At 71.9% G+C, this 16,010-nt stretch carries 16 protein-coding genes; 14 read left to right on the forward strand and 2 right to left on the reverse strand.

Annotation, left to right across the window (positions count from 1 at the left end):
- A partial coding sequence (locus tag FMEAI12_RS10895) for a hypothetical protein (protein ID WP_112105926.1) occupies nt 1-652 on the reverse strand: 652 nt, incomplete at its 3' end.
- A gap of 253 nt (nt 653-905) precedes the next feature.
- A complete protein-coding gene (locus tag FMEAI12_RS39215; RefSeq protein ID WP_255565680.1) occupies nt 906-1,028 on the reverse strand; it encodes a hypothetical protein in 123 nt (40 codons plus the stop codon).
- A 1,265-nt stretch (nt 1,029-2,293) separates the two neighbouring features.
- On the opposite strand from FMEAI12_RS39215, the gene FMEAI12_RS10900 reads away from it, so the two are divergent.
- The 14 genes from FMEAI12_RS10900 (at nt 2,294) to FMEAI12_RS10965 (ending at nt 14,916) form a co-directional block, all read left to right on the forward strand.
- The gene (locus tag FMEAI12_RS10900) at nt 2,294-5,689 is read left to right on the forward strand and encodes a nitrate- and nitrite sensing domain-containing protein (protein WP_112105927.1); all 3,396 of its coding nucleotides are present in this window, start codon (nt 2,294-2,296) and stop codon (nt 5,687-5,689) included.
- Nucleotides 5,689-6,108 (forward strand): roadblock/LC7 domain-containing protein, encoded by a 420-nt coding sequence (locus tag FMEAI12_RS10905; RefSeq protein ID WP_018505681.1) that lies wholly within the window; start codon nt 5,689-5,691, stop codon nt 6,106-6,108. The genes FMEAI12_RS10900 and FMEAI12_RS10905 overlap by 1 nt, the downstream gene beginning before the upstream one ends.
- Before the next feature lie 115 nt (nt 6,109-6,223).
- Nucleotides 6,224-6,595 (forward strand): DUF742 domain-containing protein, encoded by a 372-nt coding sequence (locus FMEAI12_RS10910; RefSeq protein ID WP_020459983.1) that lies wholly within the window; start codon nt 6,224-6,226, stop codon nt 6,593-6,595.
- A complete protein-coding gene (locus FMEAI12_RS10915) occupies nt 6,576-7,199 on the forward strand; it encodes an ATP/GTP-binding protein (protein ID WP_020459984.1) in 624 nt (207 codons plus the stop codon). Before FMEAI12_RS10910 ends, FMEAI12_RS10915 begins: the two co-directional genes overlap by 20 nt.
- 62 nt (nt 7,200-7,261) lie before the next feature.
- Nucleotides 7,262-8,260 carry a LuxR C-terminal-related transcriptional regulator gene (locus FMEAI12_RS10920; protein WP_020459985.1) on the forward strand — a complete coding sequence of 333 codons (999 nt, stop codon included), beginning with the start codon at nt 7,262-7,264 and terminating at the stop codon, nt 8,258-8,260.
- Between the two features lie 331 nt (nt 8,261-8,591).
- Complete coding sequence (locus tag FMEAI12_RS10925; RefSeq protein ID WP_018505685.1) at nt 8,592-8,969, forward strand: TcmI family type II polyketide cyclase; 378 nt, start codon at nt 8,592-8,594, stop codon at nt 8,967-8,969.
- 393 nt (nt 8,970-9,362) lie between these two features.
- Nucleotides 9,363-9,620, forward strand: coding sequence for an acyl carrier protein (locus tag FMEAI12_RS10930; protein WP_071066855.1), 258 nt, complete (start codon nt 9,363-9,365; stop codon nt 9,618-9,620).
- 49 nt (nt 9,621-9,669) lie between these two features.
- Complete coding sequence (locus tag FMEAI12_RS10935) at nt 9,670-10,164, forward strand: SRPBCC family protein (protein WP_071066856.1); 495 nt, start codon at nt 9,670-9,672, stop codon at nt 10,162-10,164.
- A 10-nt stretch (nt 10,165-10,174) separates the two neighbouring features.
- Entirely contained in the window at nt 10,175-10,597 is a 423-nt protein-coding gene (locus FMEAI12_RS10940; protein ID WP_018505688.1) for a cupin domain-containing protein, read from the forward strand.
- Between the two features lie 77 nt (nt 10,598-10,674).
- Nucleotides 10,675-11,946 carry a beta-ketoacyl synthase gene (locus tag FMEAI12_RS10945; protein ID WP_112105928.1) on the forward strand — a complete coding sequence of 424 codons (1,272 nt, stop codon included), beginning with the start codon at nt 10,675-10,677 and terminating at the stop codon, nt 11,944-11,946.
- Nucleotides 11,943-13,220 (forward strand): beta-ketoacyl synthase N-terminal-like domain-containing protein, encoded by a 1,278-nt coding sequence (locus FMEAI12_RS10950; RefSeq protein WP_112105929.1) that lies wholly within the window; start codon nt 11,943-11,945, stop codon nt 13,218-13,220. The genes FMEAI12_RS10945 and FMEAI12_RS10950 overlap by 4 nt, the downstream gene beginning before the upstream one ends.
- A 102-nt stretch (nt 13,221-13,322) precedes the next feature.
- Nucleotides 13,323-14,063 carry an SDR family NAD(P)-dependent oxidoreductase gene (locus FMEAI12_RS10955; protein ID WP_071066858.1) on the forward strand — a complete coding sequence of 247 codons (741 nt, stop codon included), beginning with the start codon at nt 13,323-13,325 and terminating at the stop codon, nt 14,061-14,063.
- Nucleotides 14,063-14,386: an antibiotic biosynthesis monooxygenase gene (locus FMEAI12_RS10960; RefSeq protein WP_018505692.1), complete on the forward strand. Its 324-nt coding sequence runs from the start codon at nt 14,063-14,065 to the stop codon at nt 14,384-14,386. Before FMEAI12_RS10955 ends, FMEAI12_RS10960 begins: the two co-directional genes overlap by 1 nt.
- A 212-nt stretch (nt 14,387-14,598) precedes the next feature.
- Nucleotides 14,599-14,916, forward strand: coding sequence for an antibiotic biosynthesis monooxygenase (locus tag FMEAI12_RS10965; RefSeq protein WP_041255782.1), 318 nt, complete (start codon nt 14,599-14,601; stop codon nt 14,914-14,916).
- The last annotated feature ends 1,094 nt before the right edge of the window (nt 14,917-16,010 follow it).

Below are 16,010 nucleotides of genomic sequence, written 5' to 3' on the forward strand. Positions count from 1 at the left end.
CCTCTCCGCCGACAGTGGGCACGGTGTGATCCACCCACAGCCCGGCGGCACCCGGCTCGGCCAGGACGATCCCGTTCGCCGGCAGCGTCTCGGCGACGTCGGCGGCGGCGCGGGCCGGGTTGAGTGGCGCGTCGTCCCGTGCGAGGAGCGAGCCGACGACCTCGGACGCCGCACCGGCCGCGGTGCCCGATTCGGTCGCCGTCGCCGTCGCCGTCGCCGTCGCCGTCGCCGTCGCCACGGCCACGGGCGCGTGCACGGGCGCGGCGGCAGACACGGGAACGGGGAAGTCCAGGGGGAAGCCCAGCCGCAGCCGGATCTCGGCCGTGCCGCGGGCGCGGGCCGCCTCGAGCGCGGCGACCAGGGCGGCCGGTGAGGGGATCGGATCCACCCGGGTCGGTGCGGCGGGCGGGGCCCCGGGGGAGGCCACGGCCGGCGCGGACAGCAGCGTGAGCACCTCGCCGTCCCAGGTCGCGCCAGGTCCGTGGCCCAGTGCGGCGGCGGCTGTCGCCAGCAGGCGGGCGCAGGCCTCATCCGGGGCGGTGATCTGGTGGGGCGAGCCCGGCCCCGTCAGCGCCGCACCCGGGGACGGCCCGTCCGGCATCGTCACCAGATGACGCACCCCGACCGAGACGAGCCACTCCCCGACAGTCATGGACCGAACGCTCCTTCTCCAAACGGATGGCGGGCGTCGGTGTGATTCGGCTGCTCATGGTGGTCTGGCCGCGTCGGCCCCGTTGCGCCCCGGTGTCCTGCATGTCCACGGTGGCGTGCCAGGTGGCGGCGGGGAAAGTGTTGTGACCTGCATCCACGGGGGGCGGCCGCCGCTGGTCGCGCTGCGTGGGTGGTACCTGGCGCTGAGCGCCTGCCTGCCGCGTCGGGCGACCGTATCGAGAATGGGCGCTCGCTCAGCGTGTGCAGGGGTCGAGGAAGGGGACGTCCGGCAGTTCCCGGGACCACCACCGCTCGTCGGGCGCGTCCTCACCGGCGCAGGCCAGCCGGACGAGCCGCGCCGGGTCCACGGTGAACACGGTCGGGCCGCCCCCGCCGCCCGCGGCGGCGAAGGTCGTCCCGGCACCGTCGACGGCGAGGCGGCGCCGCCCGGCCGCGCTCTGCTCCAGCCGTGCGACAGCCGGGCAGGCCGTCCAGGCGCGGTGTGCCGTGGATGATGCGGTACAGCACCGCGTCCGTGGGACCGGAGTCGAACGGCGGACGGCCGGTACCCGCGTAATGCCCGATCGAATGAGCCTGATCGCTCGCGCCCTGTCCGCGGTCTTGCGACCATCCCGTGCTCGGACAGCGGCTTGCGGGTTGTGCGGGTCCGCGGGTTGCGCGCGGCGGCCGGCGGGACGTCCGGTGGCCAGCGAGGATGTCTGGTGGCCAGCAGTGCAAACCGGGTTGGGCGGTGCGGTCGGCGGGGAGCGGCCTGGTCGAAGCTGCTACACGAAGAATGCCGCTTTCGGTCAAATCCAGGGGTGTGAGGGCGGGACCCGGTCCGTCCCGGCCGGTCTCTCCGGGGCACGTCCCACCTGGGTCTTCACGCGGTTGCGCGCGGGATCGCCGTCGCGCGGCAGTGAGTTCGGCCGCCGCGACAGCGACCGTCCGAGGCGCCGGCGGTGGATGGCCGCCGGGTCGCGCGGCGGGTCGGCGCAGCGCTCCGGATCGCGAACCCAAACCCGACTTCAACCCAACGGGCGGCAAATTTGCTCATCCGGGGCGCTCCGTGCCGTCGGATGCCTCGGGCGTGTCGGCCCGCGTTCGGGCGCCGGGCATGGTGGCCTGCGCCGTGGGCGAATGGGCCGCCGGGGCTTCCCCGTCCGCTGCGCCGTTCGTCGACGGTGATCGGTTCCTGTTTGCGAATGCGCAGGTAGTACGCCTGCTGACGGCTATCGGGACAGGATCTAGACCACGCCTGATGTGATGTGCATCACCATGCTGTATGTATTCCTGTATATCAAAGGGCGTCCAACAATCGCTGGCGCCAAGGCGGGGAGCGCTTACAGCCTGTGATTCCGTGATTCCTGCCGGGAATACCCCTTCCGTGAGCCGGTTGACAAAGGCCGCCCACTCTCGCCGTCCTCATCGGTGTGCTGATGGGACGTGCTGAGGGGACTTGCAGGCAGGCTCGCTACAGTTGTCCGACGTCGGACGCTTTCAGGCGGGCGCGGGCCGGGTGTCATTCGATCGCGGTCCGCCCTTGTCGCGCGCCGTCCGTCGCGGACCAGGCATCGAATGAGCGACTCGCTCAACCCGCACACGAGGCGCCCAACCCCGGGGCGTCGGACGAGAGGACTGGATGCTCCGGAATTGGCCCATCCGCTCGAAGCTAGTGGTGATTCTGATCGTCCCGCTGGCCGCGCTGGCCGTGCTGAGCGCGATACAGGTGCGCGGGGACGTCGACAACGTCCGGGCCGCGGACCGCATCGAGGCGCTCGCCGACTTCTCGATCAAAGGTAACAACCTGGTCCACGTGCTTCAGCGCGAACGCTATGCGACCAACTCTTACGTCGGATCGGGCTTCACCAACCCGGTGCTGGGGGAGGGGGCGGTGGCGGCGCGCAAGCCCGTCGACGAGGCCCTCGCCGCCTACCAGGCCGACGAGCAGACGCTGCCCGCGTCCGCGCGCGACGCCCTCGGCTCGACGCTGAGTTCCATCCGGACACATCTCGACCAGCTGGCCGAGCACCGCAAGCAGATTGACGCTCGCCAGACCCAGATCGCGGCGAACGGGGCCTTCTACAACGAGGCCGTGAACGAGCTGCTGCTACTCAACGCGCGAGTCGCGGCCGGTAGCTCCGACGCCAAGCTGGTCAACGGTGCTACCACGCTGGCCGGTATCTCCCAGGCCAAGGAACAGGCCTCCCAGCAGCGTGGTTCGGTCGCCCAGATGCTCTCCCTGGGCGGGGCCAACCCGCAGATGCTGCGCGCGCTGCTGGCCACCGCCGGCGCGGAGACCGCCTGGACCGAGCAGTTCCGCACCACGGCGACGCCGTCCGAGCTGGAGCTGTTCACGAACACGGTCGGGCGCTCGGCCACCGGCGTCAACCAGATGCGCGAGGACGTGGTCAGCGCGCTCAGCGCGCAGCAACCCCCCACCGTCGGCCTTCGTGACTGGCTGACCGCCGCCGACGGCAAGATCGGCCAGATGCACGACGTCGAGGTGCAGATCGCGACCGACCTGGCGGCGATAAGCCGCGACATCGCGAGTACGGCCTCGCGGGACGCCCTGCTCGGAAGCATCGGCGTGGCGATCATCCTCGTGTTGTCGGTCGTGATCTCGTTGCTCGTCGCGAGCCCCATGATCGGCCAGCTCCGCCGCCTGCGTGGAGGCGCGCTCGACGTCGCCAACGAGCGGCTGCCCAGCGTCGTCGACCGGCTGCACCGGGGTGAGCCCGTCGACATCGACGCCGAGTCCTTCCCGGTACCCGCGACCAGCAAGGACGAGATCGGCCAGCTGGCGGAGGCGTTCGCCACGGTGCACGAGGTGGCGGTGCGCACCGCCGTCGAGCAGGCCGCGATGCGCAAGAGCATCGGGGACACCTTCCTCAACCTCGCCCGCCGCAGCCAGGCCCTGATCCACCGCCAGCTGAAGATCATCGACGCGCTGGAGCGCAAGGAGACCGACCCGGACGAGCTCGAGGAGCTGTTCCGCCTCGACCATCTCGCGACCCGTATGCGGCGCCACGCCGAGGACCTCATCGTCCTCTCCGGCTCCAAGCCCGCCCGTGGCTGGCGCCGGCCGGTTCCGATCAAGGACGTCGTCCGCGGTGCGGTCGCCGAGGTCGAGGACTACACCCGGGTCAAGGTCCTGCCCATCACCGGTGGCGCCGTCTCCGGCCACGCGGTCGGTGACGTGATCCACATGTTCGCCGAGCTGATCGAGAACGCTACCTCCTTCTCGCCCCCGCACACGCCCGTGCAGGTCGCCGGGCACCCGGTCTCCAACGGCTTCGTGGTCGAGATCGAGGACCGCGGACTCGGGATGAACCAGGAGGAGATCGACGCGCTCAACAACCGGCTGGCGAACCCGCCGCCGTTCGACCTGTCGACCAGCGAGCGGCTGGGTCTGTTCGTGGTCAGCCGGCTGGCGGAGCGGCACGACGTCCAGGTGCGGCTGCGGCCGTCGCCGTACGGCGGCACGATGGCGATCGTCCTGCTGCCCGCGACCCTGCTGCGTGCCTCCGACGACAAGGGCGAGGACAGCAGTCCGCGCGAGTTCGCCGCGGTCGGCGCGTCGAGCGCCGGCACGCAGGGCTCGGACCTGGCCGGTTCGCTCAACGGCATCGGTGAGCGGGTGAACGGGGCCGGTGGCGCCAGCCCGGAGAGCAACGGCCACTGGGCGGGGGACATCCCCGGGGACGCCCTGGACGCGGCGGCGCTGTCGGCGGGCGGAGCCGTCAACGGTGCCGGCACCAGCGCCGACGAGACGCTGATCGACGACCTCCCGGTCTTCGCCACGGCGCGGTCGAGCTGGTTCGTCGCGGAGAAGCCCGGTGGCAGGAACCGGACAGACGACGAGGGAGACGACGACGGTCCGGTACCGCCGCGCCGTCCGGGCGAGCTGACCGGCCCGACGCGGCGGGCCGAGCTCCCGCCGTCCCGGGACGGCGCCGGTTACCCGGACGACGCGGGGGCCGGGAGGAACACGGGCTGGTCCGACGGACGGTCCGACCCGGCGGCCTCGCTGTTCGGTCCGCCTCCGGGTGGTGGCGAGTTCGGTGGCGGCTCGCTGTTCAGCGCTCCGCCCGACACCGGTCAGTTCAGCGGCTTCGGTCCGAACGGCTTCGGTGACGGCGGCGGCTACGGTGACGCGGGCTTCGGTGACGGCGGCGGCTACGCCGGCGGCTTCGGTGGCGGCGCGACCGATGCCGGCGCCAACGGCATGGCCGGCAACGGATCGGGTGGCTTCGCTGACTCGGATTACCACACCGCCGAGTTCAGCCGGTCCGGTTTCGGTACCGGCGGCGGCCTCGGGACCGATGGTGGTCCCGGGAACGACGGCGGTTTCGGGAATGGCGGCGGCCTGGGGCAGGAGACCGGCGACGGCTTCGGCTCGGCCGGAGGTTTCGGTTCGGGTGACGGCTTCGGCTCGGGTGACTCCCAGCCCGGGGCCGGGCTGCCGTCCCGCTCACGGACCGGGCGGGCCTCGGGCGACTACGCCCGCGCCGACTACACGCCACCGGGCCAGCAGAGCCCGGCCGGGGACGGGACCGGCTACCGCGAGCCCCGCGCGGACCGCGGCCAGGAATTCGGCCGTCCCATGCGGGAGAACGGGTACGGCGGGGCGGAACAGGCCTACCCCGGACGCCAGGACGGCGGCATCGGCGACGGCGCCTTCCGCCGCTCGGCCCGGTCGTCGCACCCGGGGCAGTCCACCGGTGGGGGCTCCGCCTACCCCGGGGCCAACCCGCCGCCGGCGGCACCCCCGTTCGACACGGGAGCCGCCGCGGCGGAGGAGTCCGCCGACGACGGTCTCGACGAGCTCGGCCTGCCCAAGCGGCGGCGGCGCGCGAACCTGGCGCCGCAGCTGCGCCGGGAGAACGCGGACGCGGGCCGTTCGTCGCTCGCCGCGGGCCCTCGTTCACCCGAGGAGATCCGCAGCATGATGTCGTCCTTCCAGGCCAACTTCGGCCGTGGGATCGAGGACGGAACGGTGTCCAATGACGGAGATGATGTGAGGAAGGTAACCTGATGCGTCCGCTGGGGCCGTCGGAGAACATGAACTGGTTGCTCAACAACCTGGTCAAGAAGGTCCCCGAGGTCACCTATGTGATCGTGCTTTCTTCGGACGGTCTGCTGCTTGCGACCTCGCGTGGAATGGACCGGGCCACCGCTGACCAGCTCGCCGCGGTGGCGTCCGGATTCAACAGCCTCGCCCGGGGCGCCGGCCGGTTCTTCGGCGGCGGTAACGTTCGGCAGACCATCGTCGAGATGGAGGCGGGATTCCTGTTCGTCACCGCGGTCGGTGACGGCTCGTGCCTGGCTATTCTCAGCAGCCCGGGCGCGGATATCGGTCTCATCGCCTACGAGATGGCGCTGCTGGTGACGAGGGTGGGTGAGTTTCTGACGCCGGAGCTTCGCGCCGAAATGCAGTCGGCGCTGCCGATTTAGGACCTGTCCGAATGCACGCGCGGTGGCGCGTCACCGGTTCCGGCCCGTTCCCCACGGGCTGGAACCGGTGACGCGCCACCGCGGGCAAATGACGATCCCAGGCAGGAGGACCGCGGTGTCAGGGGATGAGGAATGGTTCGACGACGAGGCCGGGCCGGTGGTGCGGCCCTACGCCGTCACGGGGGGGCGCACCCGTCCCAGTAACCGGACCCTGGATCTGGTGGCCCTGGTGTCCACCTCTCCGCAGGGGCGGGCCATCGCGACCACGCTGGAACCGGAGCAGCGTGCCATAGCGGTGCTCTGCCAGCGGCTCCAGTCCGTCGTCGAGATCTCCGCCCGACTCAACCTCCCAGTCGGCGTGGCACGTGTGCTCGTCGGCGACATGCTCGACGCCGGGCTGGTGAGTGTGCACCGGCCCGAACGAACGTCGGACCGCCCCAGCGTGGCGATTATCGAAAAGGTGCTCAGTGGACTCCAGGCTCTCTAGGACCCGAGCGGCCGATACACCGGCGCCGCATCCGGTCAAGATCATCGTTGCCGGTGGTTTCGGAGTCGGGAAGACGACGTTCGTCGGCGCGGTGAGCGAGATTCCCCCGCTCACCACCGAGGCCGCGATGACGTCCGCGAGTATCGGTGTTGACGACACCAGCGCCGTCGCGTCCAAGACGACGACGACGGTGGCCATGGACTTCGGCCGAATCACCCTGGTCGACAGCGTGATTCTCTACCTGTTCGGGACCCCCGGCCAGGACCGCTTCTGGTTCATGTGGGACGAACTCGTCCTGGGTGCGATCGGCGCGATCGTGCTCGTCGACACCCGCCGTCTCGCCGACTCGTTTCCCGCCATCGACTACTTCGAGGAACGTGACATCCCGTTCCTCATCGCCCTGAACCACTTCGAGGGCGCGCGCCGTTACCGCAGCGAGGACATCCGCGCGGCGCTGGACCTCGACCCCCGCCGGCCGATGGTGCTGTGCGACGCCCGCCAGCGGGAGTCGGTGCGCCAGTCGCTCATCGCGCTGGTCCGCCACGCCCTGGAGGTGGTCTCCGCGGAGAGCCAGCGACCGGGGCTGCCGACCGGCTCACGGTGAACGACACCGCGCGTGCCGCCCCAGCGCCCGCGGACCATCCGCTTCGACCTGGGAAGGGGATCTTGCTCGAGCTTCTCGGTCTCGACGACGTCACGCTGTCGGCCTACCGGTTGTGGCTGAGACATCCCGACATGGATGTCGACGGGGTGGCCACGGCGGTGGGGCAGGCGAACGACACGGTCCGCCGGTCACGGGACCGGCTCGTCGAGTTGTCACTGCTGTTGCCCTCCACCGAACATCCCGGCCACCTGGTCGCCGTCCACCCGGAGGCCGGTCTGGAGCATCTGCTCCAGGCTCAGCACGAGGCGCTCATCCGCCGCCACGAGCGGCTTGTCCGGGCCCGGGCGCAGGTGAGCACGTTCGTCTCGGAGTACCTGGACAACCGGCCCGGTGGGGACGGCGCGGAGGTCGAGCACATCGACAGCGCCGACCAGGCCCGGGCCGAACTGCTCACCCTTGTCGGCCGGGCCGAGAAGGAGGTGCTCGCGCTGCACACCCGGCGCGGCCGCCCGCCGGCGTTGACCGCGGAGGTTCTCCCGGTCGAGCTGCGGGCGCTGCAGCGCGGTGTGGCGATGCGCAGCGTCCTCCCACGCACGGTCAGCACCGACGAGACGGGTGTCGGTTACGTCCGCACGGTCGCCTCGCACGGCCTGGAGGCCCGGCTCGCCGACGACCCGCGCATCGACGCGACGACCGTGGACGGCCGGGTCGGGCTGGTGCAGTTCGTGCAGCACGGCACCGACCCGCACGCGCTGATCGTGCGCTCGCCCGCGCTGGCGAACCTGGTCACGATGCTGTTCGAGCAGGTCTGGGACAGCGCCGAGCCGCTGGCCGCGGAGGCCGACGGCGACCTGGAGAGCCCTGCGGACGACCGGCCGAACGACACCGAGCGGCTGCTTTTAAGGCTGCTCAGCCTGGGTGTGAAGGACGAGGCGGCGGCCCGCCATCTCGGGGTGTCCGTCCGTACGGTGCGTCGGATGGTCGCCGACCTCATGACCCGCCTGGACGCCCGTAGCCGCTTTCAGGCCGGGACGGTCGCGGCCCGGCGGGGTTGGTTGTAACCGCGTTGTGATCAGTTGGTCGGATCGTTGGCAGTAGATGGTCAGGGCAACTTCCTGCCACCCGGAATGCCGGACAGAAGTTCCGATGGGCCGCATGATTCCGATGAGCAACCGGAATTACGTATAACTGGCGCGGACCACCACAGCAGGAACCGGCCAGGTGGCTTCGCCGACCGGCGAACGCGTGAGACCGGTCACTTGCGCGTGTCGGTGCCGAGCGCATCCGATATGGCCGGTGCCTTCGGGTCGATCCGGCCCTTCGGTAGCGGTCGGCCGTGTTCGAACACGCGCGGCGCAGCCTGTTCATCGTGACTCCGAAAGAGGAGATCGAGTGCCGACGGAATCCGGCTCGGTTCCGAACCAACGCACGACCAGCCAGCGGACGCTGATTGTCGCCCGGATGAACCCCGAAGACGCCGGTGCGGTCGCCGACGTCTTCGCGGAGTCGGACGCCGGCGAGCTTCCACATCTCGTCGGCGTCGCCCGGCGCGACCTTTTCCGTTTCCACGGGCTGTACTTCCATCTCATCGAGAGCCGGGCGGACATCAACGGCACGCTGCCGCCGGTTCGGGAGCACCCGCTGTTCGTCGACGTGAACAGCAAGCTCGAGAAGTACATCGCGGCGTACGACCCGCAGACCTGGCGCGGCCCCCGGGACGCGATGGCCGACAGCTTCTACACCTGGGTGGCCGATCAGAGCGGTCCCTGAGCCCGCGCCGGCGCGGGACCAGGTTCCGCGCCGGCCCCGGGGCTCCGCCTCCGCGCGGCCGGCCGCCGCAGGACGAACGGGCCGTCCCGACCTTCGTCGCATGCGCCGCAGCCATCCGCCCCGCGCGGCTGGTGGCCCCGCCATGCCCGCAGGCCGCCCTGCCCGAGCCTCGGACGCCGCTGTCCGGGCCGGGTCCGCGCGCCCGCGGCCGGCGGTCCGCCGGCCGTCCGCTCCCAGCCCCCCGAACGCAGGTCACCGTGGTTTCGGGTGCCCTGGGTTCAGGCCGCCCGGTCTCCGGAGCGCTGTCTTTCGAGCTTTCAGGCTGCCCGAGTTTCAGAGATTGATGTCACAACCGTATCCCGCGGACGCGGGAATGGTGAGAAGGGAACGCAGATGCCCCTGCAGTGGACCGCCGACGAGCTTCTCGACTTCCTCGTGGAGCAGGCCGGCCTGCCGCCGGAGGACCGTCCGACCGAACTCGGCGTGACGTTCACCGACATCGGTCTGGACTCGCTCGCCTACCTGCAGCTCCAGGCCGAGGTACAGGAGCGGTTCGGTGTCGACCTGCCGAACGAGGCGCCGGAGGGATACACCCTCGCCGACATCCTCACCACGGTGAACAGCGCGCTCCTGCAGTCCGAGGTCGCCTGAGACTCCAGGCCGAGACCATTCCCCTCCAGTGAGCGAACCGGAGAAACACATGAGCGGGCACACCGACAACTCGATCTTCATCGATGCCGACATCGACCTCGTCTGGTCCATGACGAACGACCTGGAGTCCTGGCCGTCGCTGTTCACCGAGTACGCCTCGGTCGAGATCCTCGAGAAGGCCGAGAACACCTTCAAGTTTCGGCTGACGATGCACCCGGACGAGAACGGGACGTCCTGGAGCTGGGTGTCCGAGCGCACCCTCGACCCGGTGAACCACAAGGTCCGCGCCTACCGGGTGGAGACGGGGCCCTTCGAGTACATGCACATCGAGTGGACGTACCTGCCCGAGGGCACCGGCACCCGGATGCGCTGGGTGCAGGACTTCAAGATGCGCCCGACGGCGCCGGTGACGACCGAGCAGATGACCGAGCGGATCAACACGAACACACCGCGCGAGCAGGCGGCCATCCGCGGCAAGGTCGAGGCGGCGGCCCGCGCCGCCGCGCCGGCGGCCGACCAGGTCCAGGTTCCCGAGCAGGTCTGAGGAGATAACGGTGAGCATCGCAACCCCCGCGCCCCTGACGGTCCCCAAGGTCCTCTCGATCCACGACGTGCCGGCCAACCGGCGCCGCGGCGGTGACATCCGCACGCTGCTGTCCCCGGCGACCGTCGGCGCCAAGTCCGGGTTCCTGGGCACCCTCACCCTGCAGCCCGAAGAAGTGGTGACCGAGCACTGGCACCCCTACTCCGAGGAGTTCCTCTACTGCGTCAGCGGCGCGGTCACCGCCCGCCTCGACGGCGAGCACACCGCGCTGCCCGCCGAGCACGGCCTGCTCATCCCGATCGGCATGCGGCACCGGATCGTGAACACCGGCGACGAGGTGGCCTTCCTCGTCTTCCACCTCAGCCCGCTCGCGCCGCGGCCCGACCTGGGGCACGTGGACACCGAGCCGCTACCCGAGCAGTCGCAGCAGTGAACAAACCCACGCAGCGGTCGCGGCCGGACGACGCTCACGGGCCGGCGTCACGGGACGGGGGTCCGCGCCGCACCGCGGTGACCGGGGTCGGCGTCGTCGCCCCCGGTGGCTCGAACCGCAAAGAGTTCTGGACCCTGCTCACAGACGGCCGCACCGCCACCCGCCGGCTGTCCTTCTTCGACCCGTCGCCGTTCCGGTCACAGGTCGCGGCCGAATGCGACTTCGACCCGCTCGCCGCCGGCCTCACCCGCCAGGAGATCGCGCGCAACGACCGGTTCGTGCAGTTCGCGCTGGCCGCGGCCGCGGAGGCGGTGGCCGACAGCGGGCTGGACCTCGGCCTCGGTGTCGGCGGCACCGAACGCGAGCCGGGCGACGGGCCGGTCGTCGGGGTGAGCATGGGCAGCGCCGTCGGGGCGACCACCCGGCTCGAGAACGAGTACGTGGTCGTCAGCGACGGCGGGAAGCACTGGGAGGTCGACCCGCGCTACGCGAGCTCGTTCCTCTACCACGCGCTCGTGCCGAGCTGCCTGGCCACCGAGATCGCCTGCCGCTTCGGCGCGCACGGCCCGTCGTTCGTGGTCTCCACCGGGTGCACCTCCGGCATCGACGCGGTCGGCTACGGCCACCAGCTCATCGTCGACGGCGAGGCGGACATCGTGATCGCCGGCGCCTCCGACGCGCCGCTCTCGCCGATCTCCATCGCCTGCTTCGACGCCATCCGCGCCACCTCGGCCCGCAACGACGACCCCGAGCACGCCTCGCGGCCGTTCGACGCCAGCCGCGACGGCTTCGTGATGGGAGAGGGCAGCGCCGTGCTGATCCTCGAGGAGCTGGAGTCGGCCCGGGCCCGTGGCGCGCACATCTACTGTGAGGTCGGCGGGTACGCCTCGCGGTCCAACGCCTTCCACATGACCGGCCTGCGCCCGGACGGCGTCGAGATGGCCGAGGCCATCCGCATCGCCCTGGACCAGGCGCGGCTCGACCCGTCCGCCGTCGACTACGTCAACGCCCACGGGTCGGGGACGAAGCAGAACGACCGGCACGAGACGGCCGCTTTCAAGCGGTCGCTGGGCGCCCACGCCCACGAGGTGCCGGTCAGCTCGATCAAGTCGATGGTCGGCCACTCCCTCGGCGCGATCGGCTCCATCGAGCTCGCGGCCTGCGCCCTGGCGATCGAGCACAACGTGGTGCCGCCGACGGCGAACTGGTCGACCCGCGACCCCGAGTGCGACCTGGACTACGTCCCGAACACCGCCCGCGACCACACGGTGGACGCGGCACTGTCGGTCGGCAGCGGGTTCGGCGGGTTCCAGTCGGCCATCGTCCTGGCCTCGGCGGACCGGGCATGACCGTCCTGGACACCGCGCCGGCCGGTACGGCCGGCCGGGCCGCGGGCCCGGTGCGGCCGGTCATCACCGGGCTCGGGGTCATCGCGCCCAGCGGGGTGGGCCTCGACGCCTACTGGGCCTCGACGCTGCGCGGCGAGCTGCGCGTCGCGCCGATCACCCGGTTCGACGCGAGCCGCTACGACACCCGGATCGCCGGCGAGGTCCCCGACTTCGTCGCCGAGGAGTTCGTCGACCACCGCTACCTCGTGCAGACCGACCGCTGGACCTGGATGGGCATGGCCGCGTCCAAGCTGGCGCTGGCCGACGCCGCCTACGACCCGGCCGAGCACGACCCGTACGAGACGTCGGTGGTCTTCGGTAGCGGCTCGGGGGGCAACGACTTCGGCCAGCGGGAGCTGTCCCGGCTGTGGACGCGCGGGCGCACCGCGGTCAGTGTCTACCAGTCGATCGCCTGGTTCTACGCGGCGACGACCGGCCAGACCTCGATCCGGCACGGGCTCAAGGGCCCGTCGGGCGTCCTCGTCTCCGACGGCGCCGGCGGCGTCGACAGCCTCGCCCAGGCCCGGCGCACCATCCGGCGCGGCACCCCCACGGTGCTCGCCGGCGGCGCCGAGTGCGGGCTGACGCCGTACGCGCTGACCTGCCACCTCAGCAGCGGCCGGGTCAGCTCCGCGGCGAGCCCCGCGGACGGCTACAAGCCGTTCGACGTCCGCGCCAACGGTTACCTGCCCGGTGAGGGTGGGGCGACCCTGCTCGTCGAGGACCCGGCTGCCGCGGCCCGCCGCGGCGCCCGCGTCTACGGCGAGATCGCCGGCTACGCGGCCACCCACGACGGCGCGCACCACGAGCAGGCGCCGGCGGACTCGCGCTGGCTGGCCGCGGCGATGCGTCGCGCGCTCGCCGACGCGGAGCTCACCCCCGCCGACGTCGACGTCGTGTTCGCCGACGGCGCCGGCTCACCGGACCTCGACGCGCTGGAGGCGGAGGCCATCCGGGCCGTCTTCGGCGCCGGAGCGGTGCCCGTCACCGCCCCGCAGGGGCTCATCGGACGGCTGTGCGCCGGCGGCTCCGCCCTCGCCGCGGCGACCGCGCTGCTGTCGATCCGCGACGGGGTGATCCCCGCCGTGGGCAACCTCGACGAGCCCGACCCCGCCCACGGCCTCGACCTGGTGCGCTCGCCGCGCGAGGGCCGGGTCCGGGTCGCGCTGGTCAACGCGCGCGGCCACGGCGGGTTCAACAGCTCGCTCGTCCTGCGGGCGGTCGACACCGACTGACCTGCCTCTCCGGTGCGCTGACGACGCCGTCGGCGCGCCGGGGGATCCCGGGTGGCCAAGGCCACCGGAACGTTCCGGACTCACCTTTCGAGAGGATCACTGATGTTCCCAGACCTGGCCGGCAAGCGTGCCCTGGTCACCGGCGGCACGCGCGGTATCGGCCGGGCCGTCGTGCTCGGGCTCGCCCAGGCCGGCGCCACCGTCGTGGTCGGCCACCAGCGCCAGACCGAGGACGCCGAAAGCCTGCGCCGCGAGCTCAAGGACACCGGCAACGACCACCTGCTGGTGCAGGCCGACGTCGCCGACCCCGCGCAGATCACCGAGCTGCTGTCAGCGGCCGGCACCCACCTCGGCGGCAGCCTCGACATCGTCGTGAACAGCGTCGGGACGATCAGCCACATCCCGTACGCCGACCTGCCGCTGGACGCCTGGACGCAGGTGCTGACCACCAACCTGACCGCGACCCACCTCGTCACCCAGGGTGCGCTGCCGCTGCTCGGCGACTCCGGGACGGTCGTCAACATCGGGTCCGGCGCCGGGCTCGTCGGCGTGCCGCTGCGCGCCCACTACACGGCGGCCAAGACGGGCCTGATCGGCCTCACCCGCTCGCTGTCCAAGGAGCTCGGCTCCAAGGGCATCCGGGTGAACCTGGTCTCGCCGGGCGTCATCGAGACCGACCAGGCGGCCGGCATGCCCCCGGCGGCGCGCGCCGCGTACACCAACCGCATCCCGCTGGGCCGGCTCGGCGAGGCCAACGAGGTCGCCGCCGTCGTCCTGTTCCTCGCCAGCGACGTGTCCAGCTACGTCAACGGCGCCACCTTCACGGTCGACGGAGGAATCTGATGGGCCACCCCCAGCCGTTCCGCATCATGCTGACCATGCACATCCACCCGGGCCGCGAGCAGGAGTTCGAGCAGACCTGGCTGCGGATCGGGGACGGCGTGACCAGCCACCCGGCGAACCTCGGCCAGTGGCTGATCCGCTCCGAGGACGAGCCGAGCACGTACTACATCATCAGCGACTGGGTGGACGAGCCGAAGTTCCGCGAGTTCGAGCTGAGCCCCGGCCACCTGGAGCACCGCAAGATCCTCCACCCCCTGCGGGCCAGCGGCTCGATGGTCACCGGGACCGTGCTCACCCACCTTGTCGGCGCGGCGGCCGAGTGATCCGCCGCAAGAAGAAGGCGGATGCCCCGCCGGAGACCGACCCGCAGGAGACCGCCTCAGCGGAGTCGGCTCCAGCGGAGCCGGCCGTTGCGGAGTCGGCGACCGCGGAGCCGGCTGTGGCCGAGTCGTCCACTGGCGAGTCGGCTGTTGCCGGGTCGCCCGCGTCCGGCCCGGTCGAGGCTGAGGCCGGTGACGGTGGCCGGGTGCGGGTGATGCTGTGGGCGGTCGACCCGGCCGAGGATCAGGGCGCGGTCGAGCGTGCCTACCACGAGATCAGCTCCAAGCTGGTGGGCACGCCCGGCCTGCTCGGGAACCGCCTGCTGCGCTCCGCCGCCGAGCCGACGAAGTTCGCCGTCGTCAGCGAGTGGGCGAGCATGGCCGAGTTCGTGACCTGGGAACGTGGAGCGGACCACAAGCCGGCCACCTCGCCGCTGCGTCCGCTGCAGGACCCGGCGATGCGCGCGACCATCTTCACCGAGGTCGCCGCCTACGGCCCGGACGGCCCCTTCACCGAGCCGGACGGATTCTGAACCGCGGCGAATTCGAGCCGGCGCGAGTCGGCACGTTCCGGCGGCGCGCGGGAGCCCGGCTCCCGCGCGCCGCCGGGCTCCGTCCTGACACAGGCCGCGCGTTCGGCATTGTGCTGCTGGCCCAGCACAATGCTGCTATACCGACGGCGATCACTATTCGGGTTCCCAACACCGCCGCGGTCGCGGCCTGTGCCCGGCGGCGGTCCACAACTCCCGGACGGTCACTGCCGAGCCGACTGCGCCCACCGCACCACGCCGCTGGCCGTTCGTCCGCCCAGCGCCCGTTCGCCGGTCCCGTCCAGGTTCATCACGTGCACCGGGCCGGTGGCGGCGAGAAGTCGCCGGCGCTGTCGTCCTTGACGAAGACGAGTGTGCCCTGGGGGACCAGCCCGGGTGCCAGATGTCCGGGCCGGCGACCTGGCGGACGTCGCCGCCGCTCGGACTGATCAGGTAAATGCCGCCCGCCGAGGTGCTGAAGGCCAGCACCAGTACGGCGGAGACGATGGCGGCGACCAGCGCCGCCGGTGATCGCCACACCGGCCGGGCCCGGCCGGCGACCGGAGCGGGCGGGAGACTCCGGCCGGGATCGGGATCGGGACCACCCGCCGTCGGGAACGGCGCGGCCCGGCTCGGCGGCGTGAGACGGTCCGCGCCGAGCGGGCGGGTCGCCGGGGCGGGAGCCGACCACGCCGCGTCGCCCGCACCGGGGTGATCGGCCGTGCCGCCGCCGCTGCGACCGCCGTCGCGGCCATCGCCGTCGCCGTCGCTGCCGCCGGCCGGGCACCCGGGCGGATGGCAACCGCGGCGGCCCGCCCGTCACCGCCCTCGGCGAGCCGCCGGAGCAGGTCCGCCGTCGTGGGGCGGGCCGCCGGATTCTTGCTCATCGCATCCTGGACGATCGCGTGCAGCCCGGGGTCGACACCGGTCAGGTCGGGTTCCTCGTGCACGACCCGGTAGAGGACCACCGGGGTGACCGAGATGCGTAGCGCGCAGGCCCTGTCCTTCAGGACAGGGTTAGCGCATCGACGACAGTGTGACGGGCGTGCCCGCTACGCTGGCACCTGTGGGGTCGAAGGTGGTGAAGCGGGCGTACC

The organism is Parafrankia sp. Ea1.12 (assembly GCF_900465275.1).
Lineage (GTDB): Bacteria > Actinomycetota > Actinomycetes > Frankiales > Frankiaceae > Parafrankia > Parafrankia soli.